Genomic DNA, 16,571 nt, shown 5'->3' with positions numbered 1-16,571 from the left:
CTCCATGAGTCTGTTCCGCGACGACGGCATCGTGCTGCGCACCCAGAAGCTGGGTGAGGCGGACCGGATCATCACGCTGCTCACGCGCGGTCACGGACGGGTACGCGCGGTGGCCCGGGGTGTGCGCCGGACGAAGTCGAAGTTCGGTGCGCGCCTCGAGCCGTTCTCCCACGTCGACGTGCAGTTCTTCGCCAAGGGGAGCGAGCTGGTCGGACGGGGGCTGCCGCTGTGTACGCAGAGTGAGACCATCGCTCCGTACGGCGGCGGCATCGTGAGTGACTACGCTCGGTACACGGCCGGGACCGTCATGCTGGAGACCGCCGAGCGGTTCACCGACCACGAAGGGGAGCCGGCCGTGCAGCAGTACCTGCTGCTGGTCGGCGGACTGCGGACCCTCGCCCGGGGGGAGCACGCACCCCATCTCGTGCTCGACGCGTTCCTGCTCCGCTCCCTCGCCGTCAACGGCTACGCCCCGAGCTTCACCGACTGCGCGAAGTGCGGGATGCCCGGTCCCAACCGGTTCTTCTCGGTCGCCTCGGGCGGTTCGGTCTGTGTGGACTGCCGTGTCCCCGGCAGCGTCGTACCCTCGCCCCAGGCCCTGGAGCTCCTCGGCGCCCTGCTGACGGGAGACTGGGAGACCGCGGACGCGTGCGAGGCGCGCTACGTCCGGGAGGGCAGCGGGCTGGTGTCCGCGTATCTGCACTGGCACATGGAGCGCGGGCTGCGTTCCCTGCGCTACGTCGAGAAGTAGCGCGAGCAGCGCACAACAGAGCAGCACAGAAGCAAGCGAGCACGAGGAGACGAGAAACACATGGCCGTACGCGGGATCCTGGGGCGCCAGCGCCGGGAGTACAGGACGCCGGAGCCGCACCCGTCCGGCGCGCGGCCCCCGAAGATCCCCGGGGAGTTCGTACCGCAGCATGTGGCGATCGTCATGGACGGCAACGGCCGCTGGGCCAAGGACCGCGGCCTGCCCCGCACCGAAGGGCACAAGGTCGGTGCCGAGCGCGTGCTGGACGTGCTCCAGGGGGCCATCGAGATGGGCGTGGGCGCCATCTCGCTGTACGCCTTCTCCACCGAGAACTGGAAGCGGTCGCCGGACGAGGTGCGCTTCCTGATGAACTTCAACCGGGACTTCATCCGCAAGACCCGGGACCAGCTCGACGAGCTGGGCATCCGGGTGCGCTGGGTCGGACGGATGCCGAAGCTGTGGCGGTCCGTCGCCAAGGAGCTCCAGATCGCCCAGGAGCAGACCAAGGACAACGACAAGCTCACGCTGTACTTCTGCATGAACTACGGCGGGCGGGCCGAGATCGCCGACGCGGCGCAGGCGCTGGCGGCGGACGTGAAGGCCGGCAAGCTCGATCCGTCGAAGGTCAACGAGAAAACCTTCGCGAAGTACATGTACTACCCGGACATGCCGGACGTGGACCTGTTCCTGCGGCCCAGCGGCGAGCAGCGCACCTCCAACTACCTGATCTGGCAGAGCGCCTACGCCGAGATGGTCTTCCAGGACGTGCTGTGGCCGGACTTCGACCGGCGTGACCTGTGGCGGGCCTGCCTGGAGTTCGCCTCGCGGGACCGCCGCTTCGGCGGGGCGATCCCGAACGAGGAGCTGCTGGCCATGGAGGGCGAGCAGCCGTAGCGAGCGGAGGCCCGGCGGCCTTCCGGTGGCAGCCGGGCCAGGGCGGCGGTGTGCTGGTGGCATGGGTTCCGCGGCCGTCAGCGCACCTCGCCGGACCACCCGGCGGGCCGGGGCCTTCATCGCGTCCTCGCTGGCCCTGTTCTGCATCCAGCTGGACTTCTTCGCGCTCAACCTGGCCATCCCCGGCATCTCCGACGAGCTGGACACGACCGTTTCCGCGGCGCAGTGGACGCTGTCCGCGTACATGCTCGCCGTGGGCTGCCTGTTCATCGTCGGGGGACGGCTGGGCGACCTCCTCGGGCGGCGTCCGGTCCTGCTGGCCGGGACCGGGCTGTTCGCCGCCGCCTCCGTCGGCTGCGCCCTCGCGCCGAGCCTCGGTGTGCTCGTCGTGGCCCGGATCGTGCAGGGCGCGGGCGCGGCACTGATCTTTCCCGTGTCGGTCTCCGTGATCACCAACGCCTTTCCCGAGGAGACCCGGGCCCGCGCGCTGGGGGCGATGTTCGGGATCGCCAACGTCGGCACCGCCCTCGGGCCCTTCGTCGGCGGCGGCTTCACGGACGGGCCCGGCTGGCGGTACATCTTCTGGCTGCTGGCCCCGCTCAGCGCCCTCGCCCTGCTGATCGCCCTGCGCTACGTCCCCGACTCGCGGGACGAGAGCGCCCCGCGCCAGATCGACCTGCCCGGCTGCCTGGCCGTCGTGACGAGCCTGGCCGCCCTGACCCTGGCCGTGGAGCGGGGGAGCGCCTGGGGCTGGGACCACGCCCGCACGCTCGCCCTGTTCGGGACCGCCGTGGTGGCGGGCGGCCTGTTCGTCCGGCGGGAGCGGACCTGCCGGCATCCGCTGGTCGACTTCCGGCTCTTCCGCAACATCCGCTTCGACCTCGTCACCGTGATGGGGTCGGTGGCCAACATGGGCTACGCCGTCACCGTGTTCCTCGCCACGCTCCAGTTGCAGCAGGTGAGAGGCCTGTCGGCGATCCTGTCCGGCACGGTGTTCCTCGCCCCGGCCGTGATGGTCGCCTGCTCCGGTCCCATCGGCGCCTGGCTGTCCGGCAGGATGCGCGCCACCAGCGTCATGGCCCTGGCCGGGGCCGTCGCCGGCACCGGCATGATCGGACTGAGCTGGGCCTGGTCCTGGTGGGTCTACCTGCCCGTCTTCACCTGGTGCGCGCTCGGGCTCGGCCTGGGCTGGACCTTCGCCAGCGTGGCCACCCAGCAGGTCGTCTCACCCGCCCGCGCCGGAGAGGCCTCGGGCGTCGTCCTCACCGCCCTCGTCACGCTGGGCGCGATCGGCCTCGCGGCCACAGCGGCGGCCATCACCTCGCTCACCCCGGAGACCGGCCCGGAACACGCCTACGACCTCGTCCTGCGGGCCGGCGGCGCCGTGATCCTCGCCTCCTCGGCCCTGTCGCTGCTCGTCCGCCGCAGGCTGAGCGCCCGGGGCGCGTAGGAGGTCTGACCTCAGGGGCGCGGGGAACTGCGCGACAAGCCACGCCCCACCCGCAGCCGCCGACGCACGCCTCAGGGCGCGGGGAACTGCGCGACAGGCCACGCCCCACCCGCAGCCGCCGACGCACGCCACAGGGGCGCGGGGAACTGCGCGAACACACCCCACACACCCGCAGCCGACAACGGAGCCTCACCCCCACGGTGCGGAGGAAAACCCGCTCAACCGCCGGAGGCCCCCGCGCACTCCGCACAAGTCCCGAAGATCTCCACCGTATGAGCCACGTTCACATACCCGTGCTCCGCGGCGATGGACTCCGCCCACTTCTCCACGGCCGGCCCCTCCACCTCGACGGCCTTGCCGCACCCGCGGCACACGAGGTGGTGGTGATGGTCGTCGCTCGAGCAACGCCGGTACACCGACTCGCCGTCGGCCGTGCGAAGGACATCGACCTCACCGGCGTCGGCGAGGGACTGCAGGGTGCGGTAGACCGTGGTGAGCCCGACCGAGTCGCCCTTGTGCTTGAGCATGTCGTGCAGTTCCTGCGCGCTGCGGAACTCGTCGACCTCCTGCAGGGCCGCCGCCACAGCGGCCCGCTGCTTGGTGGCGCGGCCCTTCACGGACGGTCCAGCGGTCGTCACCGTTGCCTCCTCACGTCTGCCTTGCCCGGGCCATTGTGCCAGCCCGGGGTGGGGGCGGTCAGACGCCGACCTCGTCGGCCGCCCGGCGGCTGCCCGGGATCGTGCACTCCCCGGGGTCGGCCGCGCCGTCCGCTGCCGCCCGCGCTCGGGCGCGGCGGCGGGCCAGCGGGGCCGCGAGCGCCGTCAGCACGATGAACGCGCCGATGGTCAGCAGCACGATCGTCGCGCCGGGCGGCACGTCCTGGTAGTACGAGGTGACGGTGCCGCCGATCGTCACGCTCACACCGATGGCCACGGCGATCACGAAGGTGGCGGCGAAGCTGCGGGCGATCTGCTGGGCGGCCGCCACGGGCACCACCATCAGCGCACTGACCAGGAGCAGCCCGACCACCCGCATCGCCACCGTCACCGTGACGGCCGCGGTGACCGCCGTCAGCAGGTTCAGCACCCGCACCGGCAGCCCCGTCACCCGGGCGAACTCCTCGTCCTGGCTGACCGCGAACAGCTGCCGCCGCAGGCCGAGGGTGACCAGGACGACGAACGCGGCCAGCACGCAGATCGCCGTGACGTCCGACTGGGACACCGTCGACAGCGAGCCGAACAGGTACGACGTCAGATTGGCGTTGGAGCCGGTGGGCGCGAGGTTGATGAACATCACACCGCCGGCCATGCCGCCGTAGAACAGCATCGCGAGGGCGATGTCGCCGCGGGTCTTGCCGTACCAGCGGATCAGCTCCATGAGGACCGCGCCGAGGACGGAGACGAGGGTCGCCATCCACACCGGGGACCAGGTCAGCAGGAAGCCCAGGCCGACGCCGGTCATCGCCACGTGGCCGATGCCGTCGCCCATCAGGGCCTGGCGGCGCTGGACCAGGTAGATCCCCACCGCGGGGGCGGTGATGCCGACCAGGACGGCGGCGAGCAGGGCCCGCTGCATGAAGGCGTAGTCGAGGAAGTCCATCAGCTCAGCAGTCCCGTGCGGATCGGTTCGGCGCCCGCCGGCGCGTGCGGGTGTACGTGGTCGTGGCCGGGCAGCGCGTGCTGGCCGACGGCCTTCGGGGGCGGCCCGTCGTGGACGACGCAGCCGTCGCGCAGCACGACCGCCCGGTCGATGAGGGGCTCCAGGGGGCCCAGTTCGTGCAGCACGAGCAGCACGGTCGTGCCCTGGGAGACCTGCTCGGTGAGGGTGTGCGCGAGGACCTCCTGGCTGGCCAGGTCGACGCCGGCCATCGGCTCGTCCATGATCAGCAGTTCGGGTTCGGAGGCGAGCGCGCGGGCGATCAGGACGCGCTGGTGCTGGCCGCCGGAGAGGGCGTCGACCGAGTCCTTGGCCCGGTCGGCCATGCCGACGAGGTCCAGGGCGCGCCGTACGGCCGCGTGGTCGGCCTTGCGCAGCACGCCGAAGCGGGCCCGGGACAGGCGGCCGGAGGAGACCACCTCGGTCACCGTGGCGGGCACGCCGCCGGCGGCCGTGGTGCGCTGCGGGACGTAGCCCACGCGGTGCCAGTCGCGGAACCGCCTGCGGTCCGTGCCGAACAGCTCGATGTCGCCGGCGCCGGTCTGCACCTGGCCGATGACGCTGCGCACGGCCGTCGACTTGCCCGAGCCGTTCGCGCCGAGCAGGGCGACGACCTCGCCGCGGCGCACGGTGAGGTCGATGCCGCGCAGCACGGGGCGCGAGCCCAGGTCCGCGCGGACGCCGCGCAGGGATACGACGGGCTCGGTCATGCCGTCCTCCGATGGGTCGATCACTTGGCTCCCAGGGCCTTCTGCAGGGCGTTGAGGTTGGATTCCATGACCTGGAAGTAGTCGTCGCCGCGGGACTGGTCCGTGATGCCCTCGAGCGGGTCGAGGACGTCGGTCCTGAGGTTCGCGTCGCGGGCCAGGGTCTTCGCGGTCTTGTCGGAGACCAGTGTCTCGTAGAAGACCGTGGTGACGCCGTCGGCCTTCGCCTCCTGCTGGAGCTCCCGGACCCGGGCGCCGCTGGGCTCGCTCTCGGGGTCGATGCCGGAGATGGCCTCCTGGGTGAGACCGTAGCGCTCGGCGAGGTAGCCGAAGGCGGCGTGGTTGGTGAAGAAGACCTTGGTCTTCGTGTTCCTCAGACCGCTCTCGAAGTCACCGTCGAGACCCTTCAGCTTCGTGACCAGGGCCTCGGTGTTCTTCTTGTAGTCGGCCGCGTGGTCCGGGTCGGCCTTCTCGAAGGCCTTGCCGACGCCCTGGGCGATCTCGGCGTACTTCACCGGGTCGAGCCAGACGTGCGGGTCGCGGCCGTGCTCCTCCTCGTCGGAGTGGGCCTCCTCGGAGTGGCCTTCCTCGCCCTCGTGGGTGTGGCCGCCGGTGCCGTGGTCCTCGAGGTGGGTCAGCGTGGCCGCGTCGATCTTGGTCTTGATGCCGGTCTGGCCGACGGCCTCGTCGACGGCGGGCTGAAGGCCCTTGAGGTAGAGCGCCGCGTCGGCCTCCTCCAGCTGCGCGCGCTGCTTGGTGCTGATCTCCAGGTCGTGCGGCTCCTGACCGGGCTCGGTCAGACTGGTGACGTTCGCGTGGTCGCCGCCGATCTGCTGGGCGAGGAACGCCATGGGGTAGAACGACGCGACGACGTCGAACTTGTCCGTGTTGCCCGTCGCCGCGCTGTCGCTGGAGCAGGCGGTCAGGGCGCCGAGGCCGAGAGAGGCGGCCGCGGCGGCGGGTATGAGGCGTCGTCGTACGTTCATGACACTCATTTTCAACAAATATGGAAACGGTTGTCAACAAATCGTCTGAGCAGGCCCTTGAGGTCGCCGGAGGGGGAGCGATTTGATTGAGGGGGCGTCCCCGCCGGTAACCTGAAGCATTCGCTGGAAGCAACTCGCTTCGTCGCCCGTCGTCGTAATGAAGAGAGCACCGTGGCCGCCGACAAGATCGACACCATCGTCAGCCTGAGCAAGCGCCGTGGCTTCGTATTCCCCTGTAGTGAGATCTACGGCGGTCAGCGCGCCGCTTGGGACTACGGCCCCCTGGGTGTCGAGCTCAAGGAGAACCTCAAGCGCCAGTGGTGGCGCTACATGGTGACGTCGCGCGAGGACGTCGTGGGCATCGACTCGTCCGTGATCCTGGCCCCCGAGGTCTGGGTCGCCTCCGGTCACGTCGCCACCTTCACGGACCCGCTGACCGAATGCACCTCCTGCCACAAGCGGTTCCGCGCGGACCACCTGGAGGAGGCCTACGAGGAGAAGAAGGGGCGCGCCCCGGAGAACGGCCTGGCCGACATCAACTGCCCCAACTGCGGCAACAAGGGCCAGTTCACCGAGCCCAAGCAGTTCTCGGGCCTGCTGTCCACCCACCTCGGCCCGACGCAGGACTCCGGCTCCGTCGCCTACCTGCGCCCCGAGACCGCCCAGGGCATCTTCACCAACTTCTCGCAGGTGCAGACCACCTCGCGCCGCAAGCCGCCGTTCGGCATCGCCCAGATGGGCAAGTCCTTCCGCAACGAGATCACGCCCGGCAACTTCATCTTCCGCACCCGCGAGTTCGAGCAGATGGAGATGGAGTTCTTCGTCAAGCCGGGCGAGGACGAGAAGTGGCAGGAGTACTGGATGGAGCAGCGCTGGAACTGGTACACCGGCCTGGGCCTCCGCGAGGAGAACATGCGGTGGTACGAGCACCCGAAGGAGAAGCTCTCCCACTACTCCAAGCGCACCGCCGACATCGAGTACCGGTTCTCCTTCGGCGGCAGTGAGTGGGGCGAGCTCGAGGGCGTCGCCAACCGCACCGACTACGACCTCGGTGCCCACTCCAAGGCCTCCGGCCAGGACCTCACCTACTTCGACCAGGAAGCCGGCGAGCGCTGGACCCCCTACGTCATCGAGCCCGCGGCCGGTGTCGGCCGCGCGATGCTGGCGTTCCTCCTGGACGCCTACATCGAGGACGAGGCCCCCAACGCCAAGGGCAAGATGGAGAAGCGCACCGTGCTGCGCCTCGACCCGCGCCTCGCCCCGGTGAAGGTCGCGGTGCTGCCGCTGTCCCGCAACCCGGAGCTGTCCCCGAAGGCCAAGGGCCTCGCCCAGGCGCTCCGGCAGAACTGGAACATCGAGTTCGACGACGCCGGCGCCATCGGCCGCCGCTACCGCCGCCAGGACGAGATCGGTACGCCGTTCTGTGTGACCGTCGACTTCGACACGCTCGACGACAACGCCGTCACCGTCCGCGAGCGCGACTCGATGAAGCAGGAGCGCGTCTCCCTCGACCAGATCGAGGGTTACCTGGCGGCCCGCCTGATCGGCTGCTGATCGCTTCTCGGATGTAGGCCGGTGCCGGGTCCCTCCTCGGAGGGGCCCGGCACCGGTGCGTTCCGGCGGCTTCACATGTCCAGGTCCACGTAGACGGCAGCGTGGTCCGACGCGCGGTTCCACTTCGAGGTGACCGAGTGGAAGGACTTGATCGTCGAGGGCGCCCAGACGCCGCGCCGCTCGACCTCCACGTGCTGCACCTGGTCCCAGAGCGGTGGCGGCAGCATCAGGTAGTCGAGCTTCTGGCTCTCGGTCTTGCCCGTCCCGTGGGTGCCCGGGGTGCCCCGGTACTCCGGGTGGCTCATCACGTCCCGCAGGCCCGTGCCGAGCAGGGCACGGATCGCCTCGCTGGACGGTTCGTCGTTGAGGTCGCCGGCCACGATGACGTGCGGGGAGCGTTCCAGGGCGGATTGGTAGATCGACGCCACCCGCCGGGCCTGCGCGATGCGCAGCTCCGGGTTGTCGTCGCTCTGGCTCTTGAGGTGGTTGCCGAGCAGCCACAGCGGCGGCCCGCCGATCTGGATCTCGTACTCGGGGCAGTCCCGGCTGAAGAGGTACTTGCCCGGGCGGTCGGGGTCGGGGTCGAAGACGTGGGACCGCAGGGACGTGATCGGGTGGCGGCTGAGGATCCCGACGTCGATGCCGCGCGGGTCGTTGCCGTCGATCACCATGTCGTAGGGGTAGGGCGTCTTCTTCAGGTCGGCGCCCAGCACCTGCTCGTTGAACCGGCGCAGGGTCGTGCGGTCCTCCACCTCCACCGTGAGCAGGATGTCGGCGTCGACCTCGGCGATCACCCGGCCGGTGTTGTGCACGACCTCCCAGTCCAGGTCGTCACGGACCAGTTCCACCCAGCCGGTCCATGCCGGGCGGCCCTTGGCGACGATCGTGAACCTGGTTTTCTCGCCGCTGCCCGTCGTCTCGAACAGAGTGTCCTTGCCGCGCGTCTCGTTGACGAAGAACGGCCTGTCCTTGCGGGAGTCGTGAACGCGGTGCTTCTTGAGGAGTTCGGCGATGCGGACCTTGGTGACGTCGTCGTAGGTCTTCTTCTCCAGCAGGGACACCAGCTCGGCGTAGTCGTCGAGGATCTCGCGACGCTGCTCGTCGTCCGGCAGGCGGAAGACCTTGGGGCGGCGGAAGAGGTTCTCCGTGTTGAAGGTGGCGATACGGATCGTCATGGCGCGCTCCCTCGGGCGGCGCAGGAGTTCCGCGCGACCGGTGGGCGGGCGCCGCCGGGGAGACCGCTCACCGGCCCTTCCATTGTCGGAGCCCCTGTGAAGTGTGTCGAGCGGTGGGGCCGTTGAGGTCCCTGGGGTGAGGAGCCACCGCAGTTCTTGAGCTCCGGTCAGCCGCACGCGGTGCTGCGGACGGCGGGGCTTCGCGACGTCCTTCGCGGCGCTGGGGCGAGGCTGATGGCCACGGCGCACAGGATCCGCTGACAAGTATCAGCTGACAGATATTGAAATCTGTCAGCTGTCATGGCATGGTGGAGGGCATGACGATGCGAACCCGCCCCCTCGGAAACACAGGCCCCCAGGTCTCCGCCCTCGGCCTCGGCTGCATGGGCATGTCCGCCCTGTACGGCGAGGCGGACCGGACCGAGTCCGTCGCGACGATCCACGCGGCGCTCGAAGCGGGCGTCACCCTGCTCGACACCGGCGACTTCTACGCCATGGGTCACAACGAGATGCTGATCGGCGAGGCCCTGCGCGCCGCCCCCGCGGCCCGGCGCGAACAGGCCCTGGTCAGCGTGAAGTTCGGCGCCCTGCGCGGCCCGGACGGCAGCTGGCTCGGCTACGACGGCCGTCCCGCCGCCGTGAAGAGCTTCGCCGCCTACTCCCTCCAGCGGCTCGGCGTCGACCACATCGACGTCTACCGCATAGCCCGCCTCGACCCGGACGTGCCGATCGAGGAGACGGTCGGCGCGATAGCGGAACTCGTCGAGAAGGGCTATGTGCGGCACATCGGCCTCAGCGAGGTCGGCGCCGGGACGATCCGCCGTGCGGCGGCCACCGCCCCCGTGTCCGACCTCCAGATCGAGTACTCCCTCATATCCCGCGGCATCGAGGACGAGGTCCTGCCCACCGTCCGCGAGCTGGGCATCGGCATCACGGCGTACGGCGTGCTCTCCCGCGGCCTGATCTCCGGCCACTTCACCGCGGACCGGCAGCTCGGCGCGGGCGACTTCAGGGCGATGTCGCCGCGGTTCCAGGGCGACAACCTCCGGCACAACCTGGACCTCGTCGAGGCCCTGCGGAAGATCGCCGAGCAGAAGGGCGTCAGCGTCGCGCAGATCGCGATCGCCTGGGTGCTCTCCCGCGGTGAGGACATCGTGCCCCTGGTCGGCGCCCGCCGCCGCGACCGGCTCACGGAGGCGCTGGGCGCGCTGGACGTGACGCTGGAGCCGACCGACCTGGCAGCGATCGAGGAGGCCGTACCGGCCGGTGCCGCAGCGGGCGACCGCTACCCGGCGGCCCAGATGGCACACCTCGAGAGCTGAACCGGGCTCCGGGTACGGTCAGGGCATGGCACCGACCAGCGAGACTCTGACCGCCGAGCGCATCCTCGAGGCCACCGAGGAGGTGCTGCGCCGTCACGGCCCGGCCAAGGCCACCGTGGTGGACGTGGCGCGCGCGCTCGGCGTCAGCCACGGCAGCGTCTACCGCCACTTCCGGACGAAGGCGGCCCTGCGCGAGGCGGTCACCAAGCGCTGGCTGGACCGCACCTCCGGGCAGCTGTCGGGGATCGTCGCCGCGGACCGTGTGCCGGAGGACCGGCTGCGGGACTGGCTCGCCGCGCTGTTCGCCGCCAAGCGCCGCAAGGCGGGCGAGGACCCGGAGCTGTTCGCCACGTACATGGTCCTCACCGACGAGAACGGCACGGCGGTGGGCGAGCACATCACCGACCTGGAGACACAGCTGACCCGCATCATCCAGGCCGGCGTCGAGACGGGCGACTTCGCCGCCACCGACCCGGAGGCATCGGCCCGCGCGGTCTTCCAGGCCACGGGCCGCTTCCACGACCCCTGTTACGCGAGGGAGTGGGAGGAGCCGGGCACCGAGGCCGACTTCGCGGCGGTCGTCGACCTGCTGGTGCAGGGGCTGCGACGAGCGCCGTAGTCCCCGGCACGTCAGCGACCCGAGCCTAGGCCGCCGTCGGATCCACGGTGGCCTGGTGGGCCTCCAGCAGATGCTCCTCCGCCTTCAGCCAGGGCAGGAACTGGGCGCCTCTGTGCCAGCCGCAGGTGTCGCATCTGATCGTGCGCTGCACACCCGTCCGGTGCACCCGCACCACGTGTTCCCGGCCGTGCTGGTCCCACCGGCTGACCTTGCTCGTGTCGATCTGTGCCATGACCCCTCCCGCGTCGAGAAAATCCGCCGTCCCGGTCTGCTCGCAGCAAGGAGTGTGCAGCAAGACCGGCATCAACAGGGTTTCCCCGGAAGAGGGTTATCAGGCTGTGAGCGACCTCGGGCGAGGCTGCGGGGCAGCCGCAGGCTCAGCACGCCGGTCAGCACGACACCGCAGATGCACCAGCAGAGTCACGACCAGGGCGTCCCGCAGGCCATCCCCGGTCCCAGGGACAGGAGCAGCGGCCCAGGGTCGCCACACCGAGGGTCGGCGCCGACTGCCGGGTGGTGATCGTCACACCGCTGCCGGCACCGGCGCGGGCGGGCGGCACCTCGGAGAGGACCGCCCGGTGGATGGCGGGGAGTTGGCAGCGCCTGCCCCCACCGGCGACCACCCCGCGAGCGGCTGGAGGAGCTGCACGCGATCGCCGTGGCCCGGCAGGCCGTTCACACCGGCAGGCGACGGCCGGCCCACAGCCGGCCGCCGTCCGCACGACGGGGCCGTGCCCGGCCGTTGTGATTACTTGAGGGCGTCCCTGCGCGGACCACCACCAGATCGTCGACCGGCCGTGAAGACGCCGTCGGCTCAGACACGGACCCCGGCGGCGTCCCGCACTTCCGCCGACTCGAGCTTCGCGGCGGCCCGCTCGGCCGTGCCCCTGGCCCACCGTCCGTTCGTCACCGCTCCCAGTGCCAGCACCGCGAACCCGCACCCCGCCAGGATCCACCACCCGGGCCGCGCCGCGGACACGAACGTCTCCCGGTACGAGGACGCGCCGACGCCCGAGGCGAGCACCGCGCCCACCACGGCCACCCCCAGCGTCTGCCCGAGCTGGCGGCTCGTGGAGGCGACCGCCGCCGCGACACCCGCCTGGGCGCGTGGCATGCCGGAGACCGCCGTGTTGGTGATGGGCGCGTTGACGAACCCGAAACCGACGCCGAAGAGGACATAGCCGGCGAAGAGCGTGACGTTCGAGGTCTCCGCCTCGAACGCGGCGAACAGGACACCGCTCGTCGTCATCGCCAGGCCCGCGATCAGCAGGGGCAGGCGGGGACCACGCGTGCCCACCAGACGGCCCGACAGCGGCGCGCACAGGAACGTCGGGACGGCCATCGGCAGCATCCACAGACCCGCCTCCAGGGCGGTCAGACCCCGCACGTTCTGCAGGTACAGCGTCGACAGGAACAGGAAGCCGCCGAGCGCGGCGAAGGCGCTGACCGCGATGACCGTCGCCCCGCTGAACGGCGCCGAGCGGAAGAAGCGCAGGTCGATCAGCGGTTCCCTGCGGCGCGGCTCGTGCAGGAGCAGCCCGGCCAGGGCGGCCAGGGCGACGGCGGCCAGGGGCGCGATGGACCGGAACGGGGTGCTCGGCGCCTCGATGATCGCGTACGTCAGTGAGCCGAACAGTGCGATCACCAGCACCTGCCCGACGGGGTCGGGGCGGCGGGCGCGAGGCGCGCGGGACTCGGGGACGAAGCGCAGGGTGAGCAGCAGGGCCGCCAGGCCCACCGGCAGGTTGATCCAGAAGATGGAGCGCCAGCCGACGGAGTCGACGAGGAGGCCCCCGACCAGCGGACCCGCGGCCATCGATATGCCCACGACCGCGCCCCAGACACCGATCGCCCGGGCCCGCTCGCGCGGATCGGTGAAGGTGTTGGTGATGATCGACATGGCGACCGGGTTCAGCATCGAGCCGCCCACCGCCTGCACCATCCGGAACGCCACCAGCGCCTGAAGGTTCGGCGCGAGCGAACACAGCACCGAGCCGATCGTGAAGACGACCAGGCCCGCCATGAAGACCCGCTTGCGGCCGATCCGGTCGGCCGTGGAGCCCGCGAGCATCAGCAGCGAGGCCAGGACGAGCGTGTACGCGTCGATCGTCCACTGCAGACCCGACGTGCTCGCGTGCAGGTCCTGCTGCATGGACGGCAGGGCCACGTTCAGGACCGTGTTGTCCAGGCTCACGATCAGCAGGCTCATGCAGCAGATCGCGAGCACCAGCATGCGGCGGCGGGGGCTGAGCTCGGGCATGCGGCCCATCGTACGCCGATTTCGATAGTGTGGCTAACTAATGAATTTTGCCATCTCATTGCACGGCACAATGGAGGCATGTCCACGCCCCTCCAGATCGGCCCGCACACCGTCCGGCCCCCTGTCGTCCTGGCCCCCATGGCCGGGATCACCAACGCGCCCTTCCGCACCCTGTGCAGAGAGTTCAGCGGCGGCAAGGGCCTGTTCGTCAGCGAGATGATCACCACCCGGGCGCTGGTCGAACGCAACGAGAAGACCATGCAGCTGATCCACTTCGACGCGACGGAGACGCCGCGCTCGATCCAGCTGTACGGCGTGGACCCCGCTACCGTCGGCAAGGCCGTCCGCATGATCGCGGAGGAGGGCCTCGCCGACCACATCGACCTGAACTTCGGCTGCCCGGTGCCGAAGGTCACCCGCAAGGGCGGTGGCTCCGCGCTGCCGTACAAGCGGAACCTGCTGCGCGCCATCCTGCGCGAGGCCGTCAGCGGCGCCGGCGACCTGCCCGTGACGATGAAGATGCGCAAGGGCATCGACGACGACCACATCACCTTCCTCGACGCCGGCCGGATCGCCGTCGAGGAGGGCGTCACCGCCATCGCCCTGCACGGCCGCACCGCCGCCCAGCACTACGGCGGCACCGCCGACTGGGACGCCATCGCCCGGCTGAAGGAGCACGTGCCGGAGATCCCGGTGCTCGGCAACGGTGACATCTGGTCCGCCGGGGACGCCCTGCGGATGGTGCGCGAGACCGGCTGCGACGGGGTGGTCGTGGGCCGCGGCTGCCTGGGGCGGCCGTGGCTGTTCGCGGACCTGGTCGCCGCCTTCGAGGGCCGCACCGAGGACATCGCCCGCCCCGCCCTGCGTGAGGTCGCCGACGTCATGGTCCGGCACGCCACCCTGCTCGGAGAGTGGATCGGCGACGAGTCCAAGGGCGTCGTCGACTTCCGCAAGCACGTCGCCTGGTACCTGAAGGGCTTCGCGGTCGGCTCCGAGATGCGCAAGCGCCTCGCCATCACCTCCTCGCTCCAGGAGCTGCGCTCCGGCCTGGACGAGCTGGACCTCGACCAGCCCTGGCCCGCCGGCGCCGACGGGCCCCGGGGCCGTACCTCCGGCAACAACCGGGTGGTGCTGCCGGACGGCTGGCTGAAGGACCCCTACGACTGCGCCGGGGTCGGCGAGGACGCCGAGCTGGACACGTCCGGCGGCTGAATCAGCCCTTCGAGGGGCGCGGGGTGGAGCCGAACGCCTTCAGGAAGCGGTCCCGGAAGGAGCTCATCTTCCAGACGGGCGCGTCGCGGTCCGGCTTCAGCCCCTCCGTCCACTTCCAGCCGGCGACCTTGTCCAGGACCTCGGGGTCCTTCGCGACGATCGACACCGGTACGTCCCGCGAGGCGTGGTTCCCGCTGACCCGGGCGATGGGCTGGTGGTCGCCGAGGAACACCAGGACGGTGTCGTCGGTGCCGTAGCGCTGCAGCCACTGGGTGAGGCTCGTGACCGAGTACTGGATGGACCTGCCGTACTCCTGACGGGACTTGGTGGTGTCGGTGATGACGTCCGACGCCTTGTTGCCGGCCTTCTGGATGGCGTCGAAGACCGAGCCGTCGCCGAGTTCGTCCCAGCCGACCATCTCGGGGATGGGCGCCCAGGGCTGGTGGCTGGAGGTCAGGATGACGAACGACATCAGCGGCTTGTCCCGCTTCTTTCCGTGCACCTGCCGCTGGAACGCCTCCAGCGCGTACTGGTCGGGCATCGTCGACCAGCTGAACTTGGGGCCCCGGTAGCCCAGGTCGAAGGCGTCGTAGAGCTTGTCGAGGCCGTACCACTTCTCCTCCGGCCAGCCCTTCTGCACGCCCGGCATGACGCCCACCGTGTCCCAGGCGCCGGTCTTCTGGAACGCCTTGGTGAGGGTGAGGTGGTCGCCGGCGCTGACCGTGCGGTAGCGGCGCTGGTTGTCGATCCACAGGCCGGACATGGTCGTGGAGTGGCCGAGCCAGCTGCTGCCGCCGTACGTCGCCGAGGTCAGCCAGCCGCTGCGGGCGTCGAAGCCGGCCTTCTTCAGGGCCTCGGTGCCGGCGTCCAGAGTGCGGTCGACGCCGGGGGCCATGATCGGGTCCTCGACGGCGCTGCGGCCGTAGCTCTCGATGAACGTGAAGATCACGTCCTTGCCGCGCAGGTCGGGCAGCAGCTCAGCGGGCGGAGTGTTGCCGAAGGTGTCCGCCTTGGACTGCCGCACGAACGCCGCCTCGTCCCGCAGCGACTCCACGGTCCGCTGGGCGTGCACCTTGAGGGCCCCGGCCCCGCGCTCGGAGGCGATCGGCCCGCCGAACAGGGTCAGGCCCAGCGCGGAGCAGGCGACCCAGACGGTGCCGGCGATCAGGGCGCCCTTGGACGCCCGTATCCGGTGACGTGCCAGCGCCTCGGCGAGCCGGACCGACGCCGCGACCATGACGGCCGCCACGAGCAGCACGAGCACCACCGCCCCGACGGCGGCGGCGGTCGCGACGCCCCCGCCGAGCGTGTCCTCGACGTACGCCTGCGCGTCGGGCAGCAAATCCCAGTCGAGCGCGGCGTTGAAGCCCCGGCCCAGGTACTCGTTGAAACCCATGTCGAGCAGGTTCACCGTGGTCAGGGCGGTGAGGCCGAGCCCGTACAGCACCGCAGCCACCAGCCGGGGCCGGCGCGGCAGGGCCAGGACGACGACGGCCCCGAGGACCGCCTCCGCCGGGATCCGCGCGAAGCCGGCCGCCTTCAGGGCGGGGAGCGTGTTGGGCAGGAGCAGGGCGCCCAGGACCAGGACGGCGGCGAGGGCGGTGGTGGCCAGGTGGACGGCGCGGGCGGCACGGGGGTGGCGGGTGCGCCACGTGCTGAGGCGGGCCGGCCGGCGCCCGAGGGCGGTGGCTCGGGCGGCCCGGGCGCGCAGGCGGGTGAAGCGGCGTCGGAGGGTGGAGGCGGCCGGGGCCGGGTCGGACGCCGCCGCCGTCCCCTCTCTCTCGCCCTCCCCCTGCCCCCCGCCCTCCGTCTCGGTCTCGGTCCCGGCCTCGGGCACGCCGTCGCCCGGCTGCGACGACTCGCTGAAGCGTGTGAAGACAGGCACCCGGAGGTTCCTCAAGTCCGTCGCCGTGGCCCCGGCCGAGCTGGAGCAGGCCTTCGACGAGGGCATCGGCTTCGACGGCTCCGCGATCGAGGGCTTCGCC

General features: G+C 70.9%; 15 protein-coding genes and 1 pseudogene. 7 read left to right on the top strand and 9 right to left on the bottom strand.

Annotation, left to right across the window (positions count from 1 at the left end):
* The first annotated feature begins 4 nt into the window (after nt 1-4).
* From recO to ABT116_RS13815, 3 genes are all read left to right on the top strand, one after another.
* Nucleotides 5-751 (top strand): DNA repair protein RecO, encoded by a 747-nt coding sequence (gene recO / locus ABT116_RS13825; RefSeq protein ID WP_003990109.1) that lies wholly within the window; start codon nt 5-7, stop codon nt 749-751.
* A gap of 60 nt (nt 752-811) precedes the next feature.
* Nucleotides 812-1,645, top strand: coding sequence for an isoprenyl transferase (locus ABT116_RS13820; RefSeq protein ID WP_351632157.1), 834 nt, complete (start codon nt 812-814; stop codon nt 1,643-1,645).
* Between the two features lie 61 nt (nt 1,646-1,706).
* The gene (locus ABT116_RS13815; RefSeq protein WP_351632154.1) at nt 1,707-3,095 is read left to right on the top strand and encodes an MFS transporter; all 1,389 of its coding nucleotides are present in this window, start codon (nt 1,707-1,709) and stop codon (nt 3,093-3,095) included.
* Nucleotides 3,096-3,313: 218 nt separating this feature from the next.
* Here the strand turns inward: ABT116_RS13815 and ABT116_RS13810 are convergent, their stop codons facing one another.
* The 4 genes from ABT116_RS13810 to ABT116_RS13795 are packed head-to-tail and all read right to left on the bottom strand — an operon-like array spanning nt 3,314 to nt 6,444.
* Nucleotides 3,314-3,733 (bottom strand): Fur family transcriptional regulator, encoded by a 420-nt coding sequence (locus tag ABT116_RS13810; RefSeq protein WP_351632152.1) that lies wholly within the window; start codon nt 3,731-3,733, stop codon nt 3,314-3,316.
* A gap of 58 nt (nt 3,734-3,791) precedes the next feature.
* Entirely contained in the window at nt 3,792-4,694 is a 903-nt protein-coding gene (locus tag ABT116_RS13805) for a metal ABC transporter permease (RefSeq protein WP_351632150.1), read from the bottom strand.
* The gene (locus ABT116_RS13800) at nt 4,694-5,461 is read right to left on the bottom strand and encodes a metal ABC transporter ATP-binding protein (RefSeq protein WP_351632148.1); all 768 of its coding nucleotides are present in this window, start codon (nt 5,459-5,461) and stop codon (nt 4,694-4,696) included. The genes ABT116_RS13805 and ABT116_RS13800 overlap by 1 nt, the downstream gene beginning before the upstream one ends.
* A 20-nt stretch (nt 5,462-5,481) precedes the next feature.
* Nucleotides 5,482-6,444 (bottom strand): metal ABC transporter substrate-binding protein, encoded by a 963-nt coding sequence (locus ABT116_RS13795; RefSeq protein ID WP_351632145.1) that lies wholly within the window; start codon nt 6,442-6,444, stop codon nt 5,482-5,484.
* Nucleotides 6,445-6,615: 171 nt separating this feature from the next.
* Between ABT116_RS13795 and ABT116_RS13790 the strand changes: the two genes are divergently transcribed.
* Nucleotides 6,616-7,998, top strand: a complete 1,383-nt coding sequence (locus ABT116_RS13790; protein WP_351632142.1) for a glycine--tRNA ligase — start codon at nt 6,616-6,618, stop codon at nt 7,996-7,998.
* 71 nt (nt 7,999-8,069) lie between these two features.
* On the opposite strand, the gene ABT116_RS13785 is transcribed toward ABT116_RS13790, so the two are convergent.
* On the bottom strand, nt 8,070-9,173 hold the full coding sequence (locus ABT116_RS13785) for an endonuclease/exonuclease/phosphatase family protein (RefSeq protein WP_351632139.1): 1,104 nt from the start codon (nt 9,171-9,173) through the stop codon (nt 8,070-8,072).
* A gap of 317 nt (nt 9,174-9,490) precedes the next feature.
* Here ABT116_RS13785 and ABT116_RS13780 point away from each other — a divergent pair, with 317 nt between their 5' ends.
* Both ABT116_RS13780 and ABT116_RS13775 read left to right on the top strand, forming a co-directional pair.
* The gene (locus ABT116_RS13780; protein WP_351632138.1) at nt 9,491-10,495 is read left to right on the top strand and encodes an aldo/keto reductase; all 1,005 of its coding nucleotides are present in this window, start codon (nt 9,491-9,493) and stop codon (nt 10,493-10,495) included.
* A 25-nt stretch (nt 10,496-10,520) separates the two neighbouring features.
* Complete coding sequence (locus tag ABT116_RS13775) at nt 10,521-11,114, top strand: TetR/AcrR family transcriptional regulator (RefSeq protein ID WP_351632135.1); 594 nt, start codon at nt 10,521-10,523, stop codon at nt 11,112-11,114.
* Nucleotides 11,115-11,139: 25 nt separating this feature from the next.
* Here ABT116_RS13775 and ABT116_RS13770 read toward each other — a convergent pair whose 3' ends face one another.
* The 3 genes and pseudogenes from ABT116_RS13770 to ABT116_RS13760 all read right to left on the bottom strand — a co-directional run bounded on the left by ABT116_RS13770 (nt 11,140) and on the right by ABT116_RS13760 (nt 13,374).
* A complete protein-coding gene (locus tag ABT116_RS13770) occupies nt 11,140-11,346 on the bottom strand; it encodes a hypothetical protein (RefSeq protein WP_104780685.1) in 207 nt (68 codons plus the stop codon).
* Between the two features lie 71 nt (nt 11,347-11,417).
* Nucleotides 11,418-11,734 (bottom strand): annotated as a pseudogene (locus ABT116_RS13765) (hypothetical protein); the annotation flags it as partial.
* A gap of 194 nt (nt 11,735-11,928) precedes the next feature.
* Nucleotides 11,929-13,374 (bottom strand): MFS transporter, encoded by a 1,446-nt coding sequence (locus tag ABT116_RS13760; RefSeq protein ID WP_351632130.1) that lies wholly within the window; start codon nt 13,372-13,374, stop codon nt 11,929-11,931.
* A gap of 78 nt (nt 13,375-13,452) precedes the next feature.
* Here ABT116_RS13760 and dusB point away from each other — a divergent pair, with 78 nt between their 5' ends.
* Entirely contained in the window at nt 13,453-14,586 is a 1,134-nt protein-coding gene (gene dusB / locus ABT116_RS13755; RefSeq protein ID WP_351632128.1) for a tRNA dihydrouridine synthase DusB, read from the top strand.
* A gap of 1 nt (nt 14,587) precedes the next feature.
* Here dusB and ABT116_RS13750 read toward each other — a convergent pair whose 3' ends face one another.
* Nucleotides 14,588-16,471, bottom strand: coding sequence for a sulfatase-like hydrolase/transferase (locus ABT116_RS13750; protein WP_502983861.1), 1,884 nt, complete (start codon nt 16,469-16,471; stop codon nt 14,588-14,590).
* Nucleotides 16,472-16,571: the final 100 nt, after the last annotated feature.

Source organism: Streptomyces sp. NPDC002130, assembly GCF_040296465.1.
In the GTDB taxonomy this organism is placed as follows: domain Bacteria; phylum Actinomycetota; class Actinomycetes; order Streptomycetales; family Streptomycetaceae; genus Streptomyces.
This window is presented reverse-complemented; position numbering and strand designations above follow the sequence as displayed.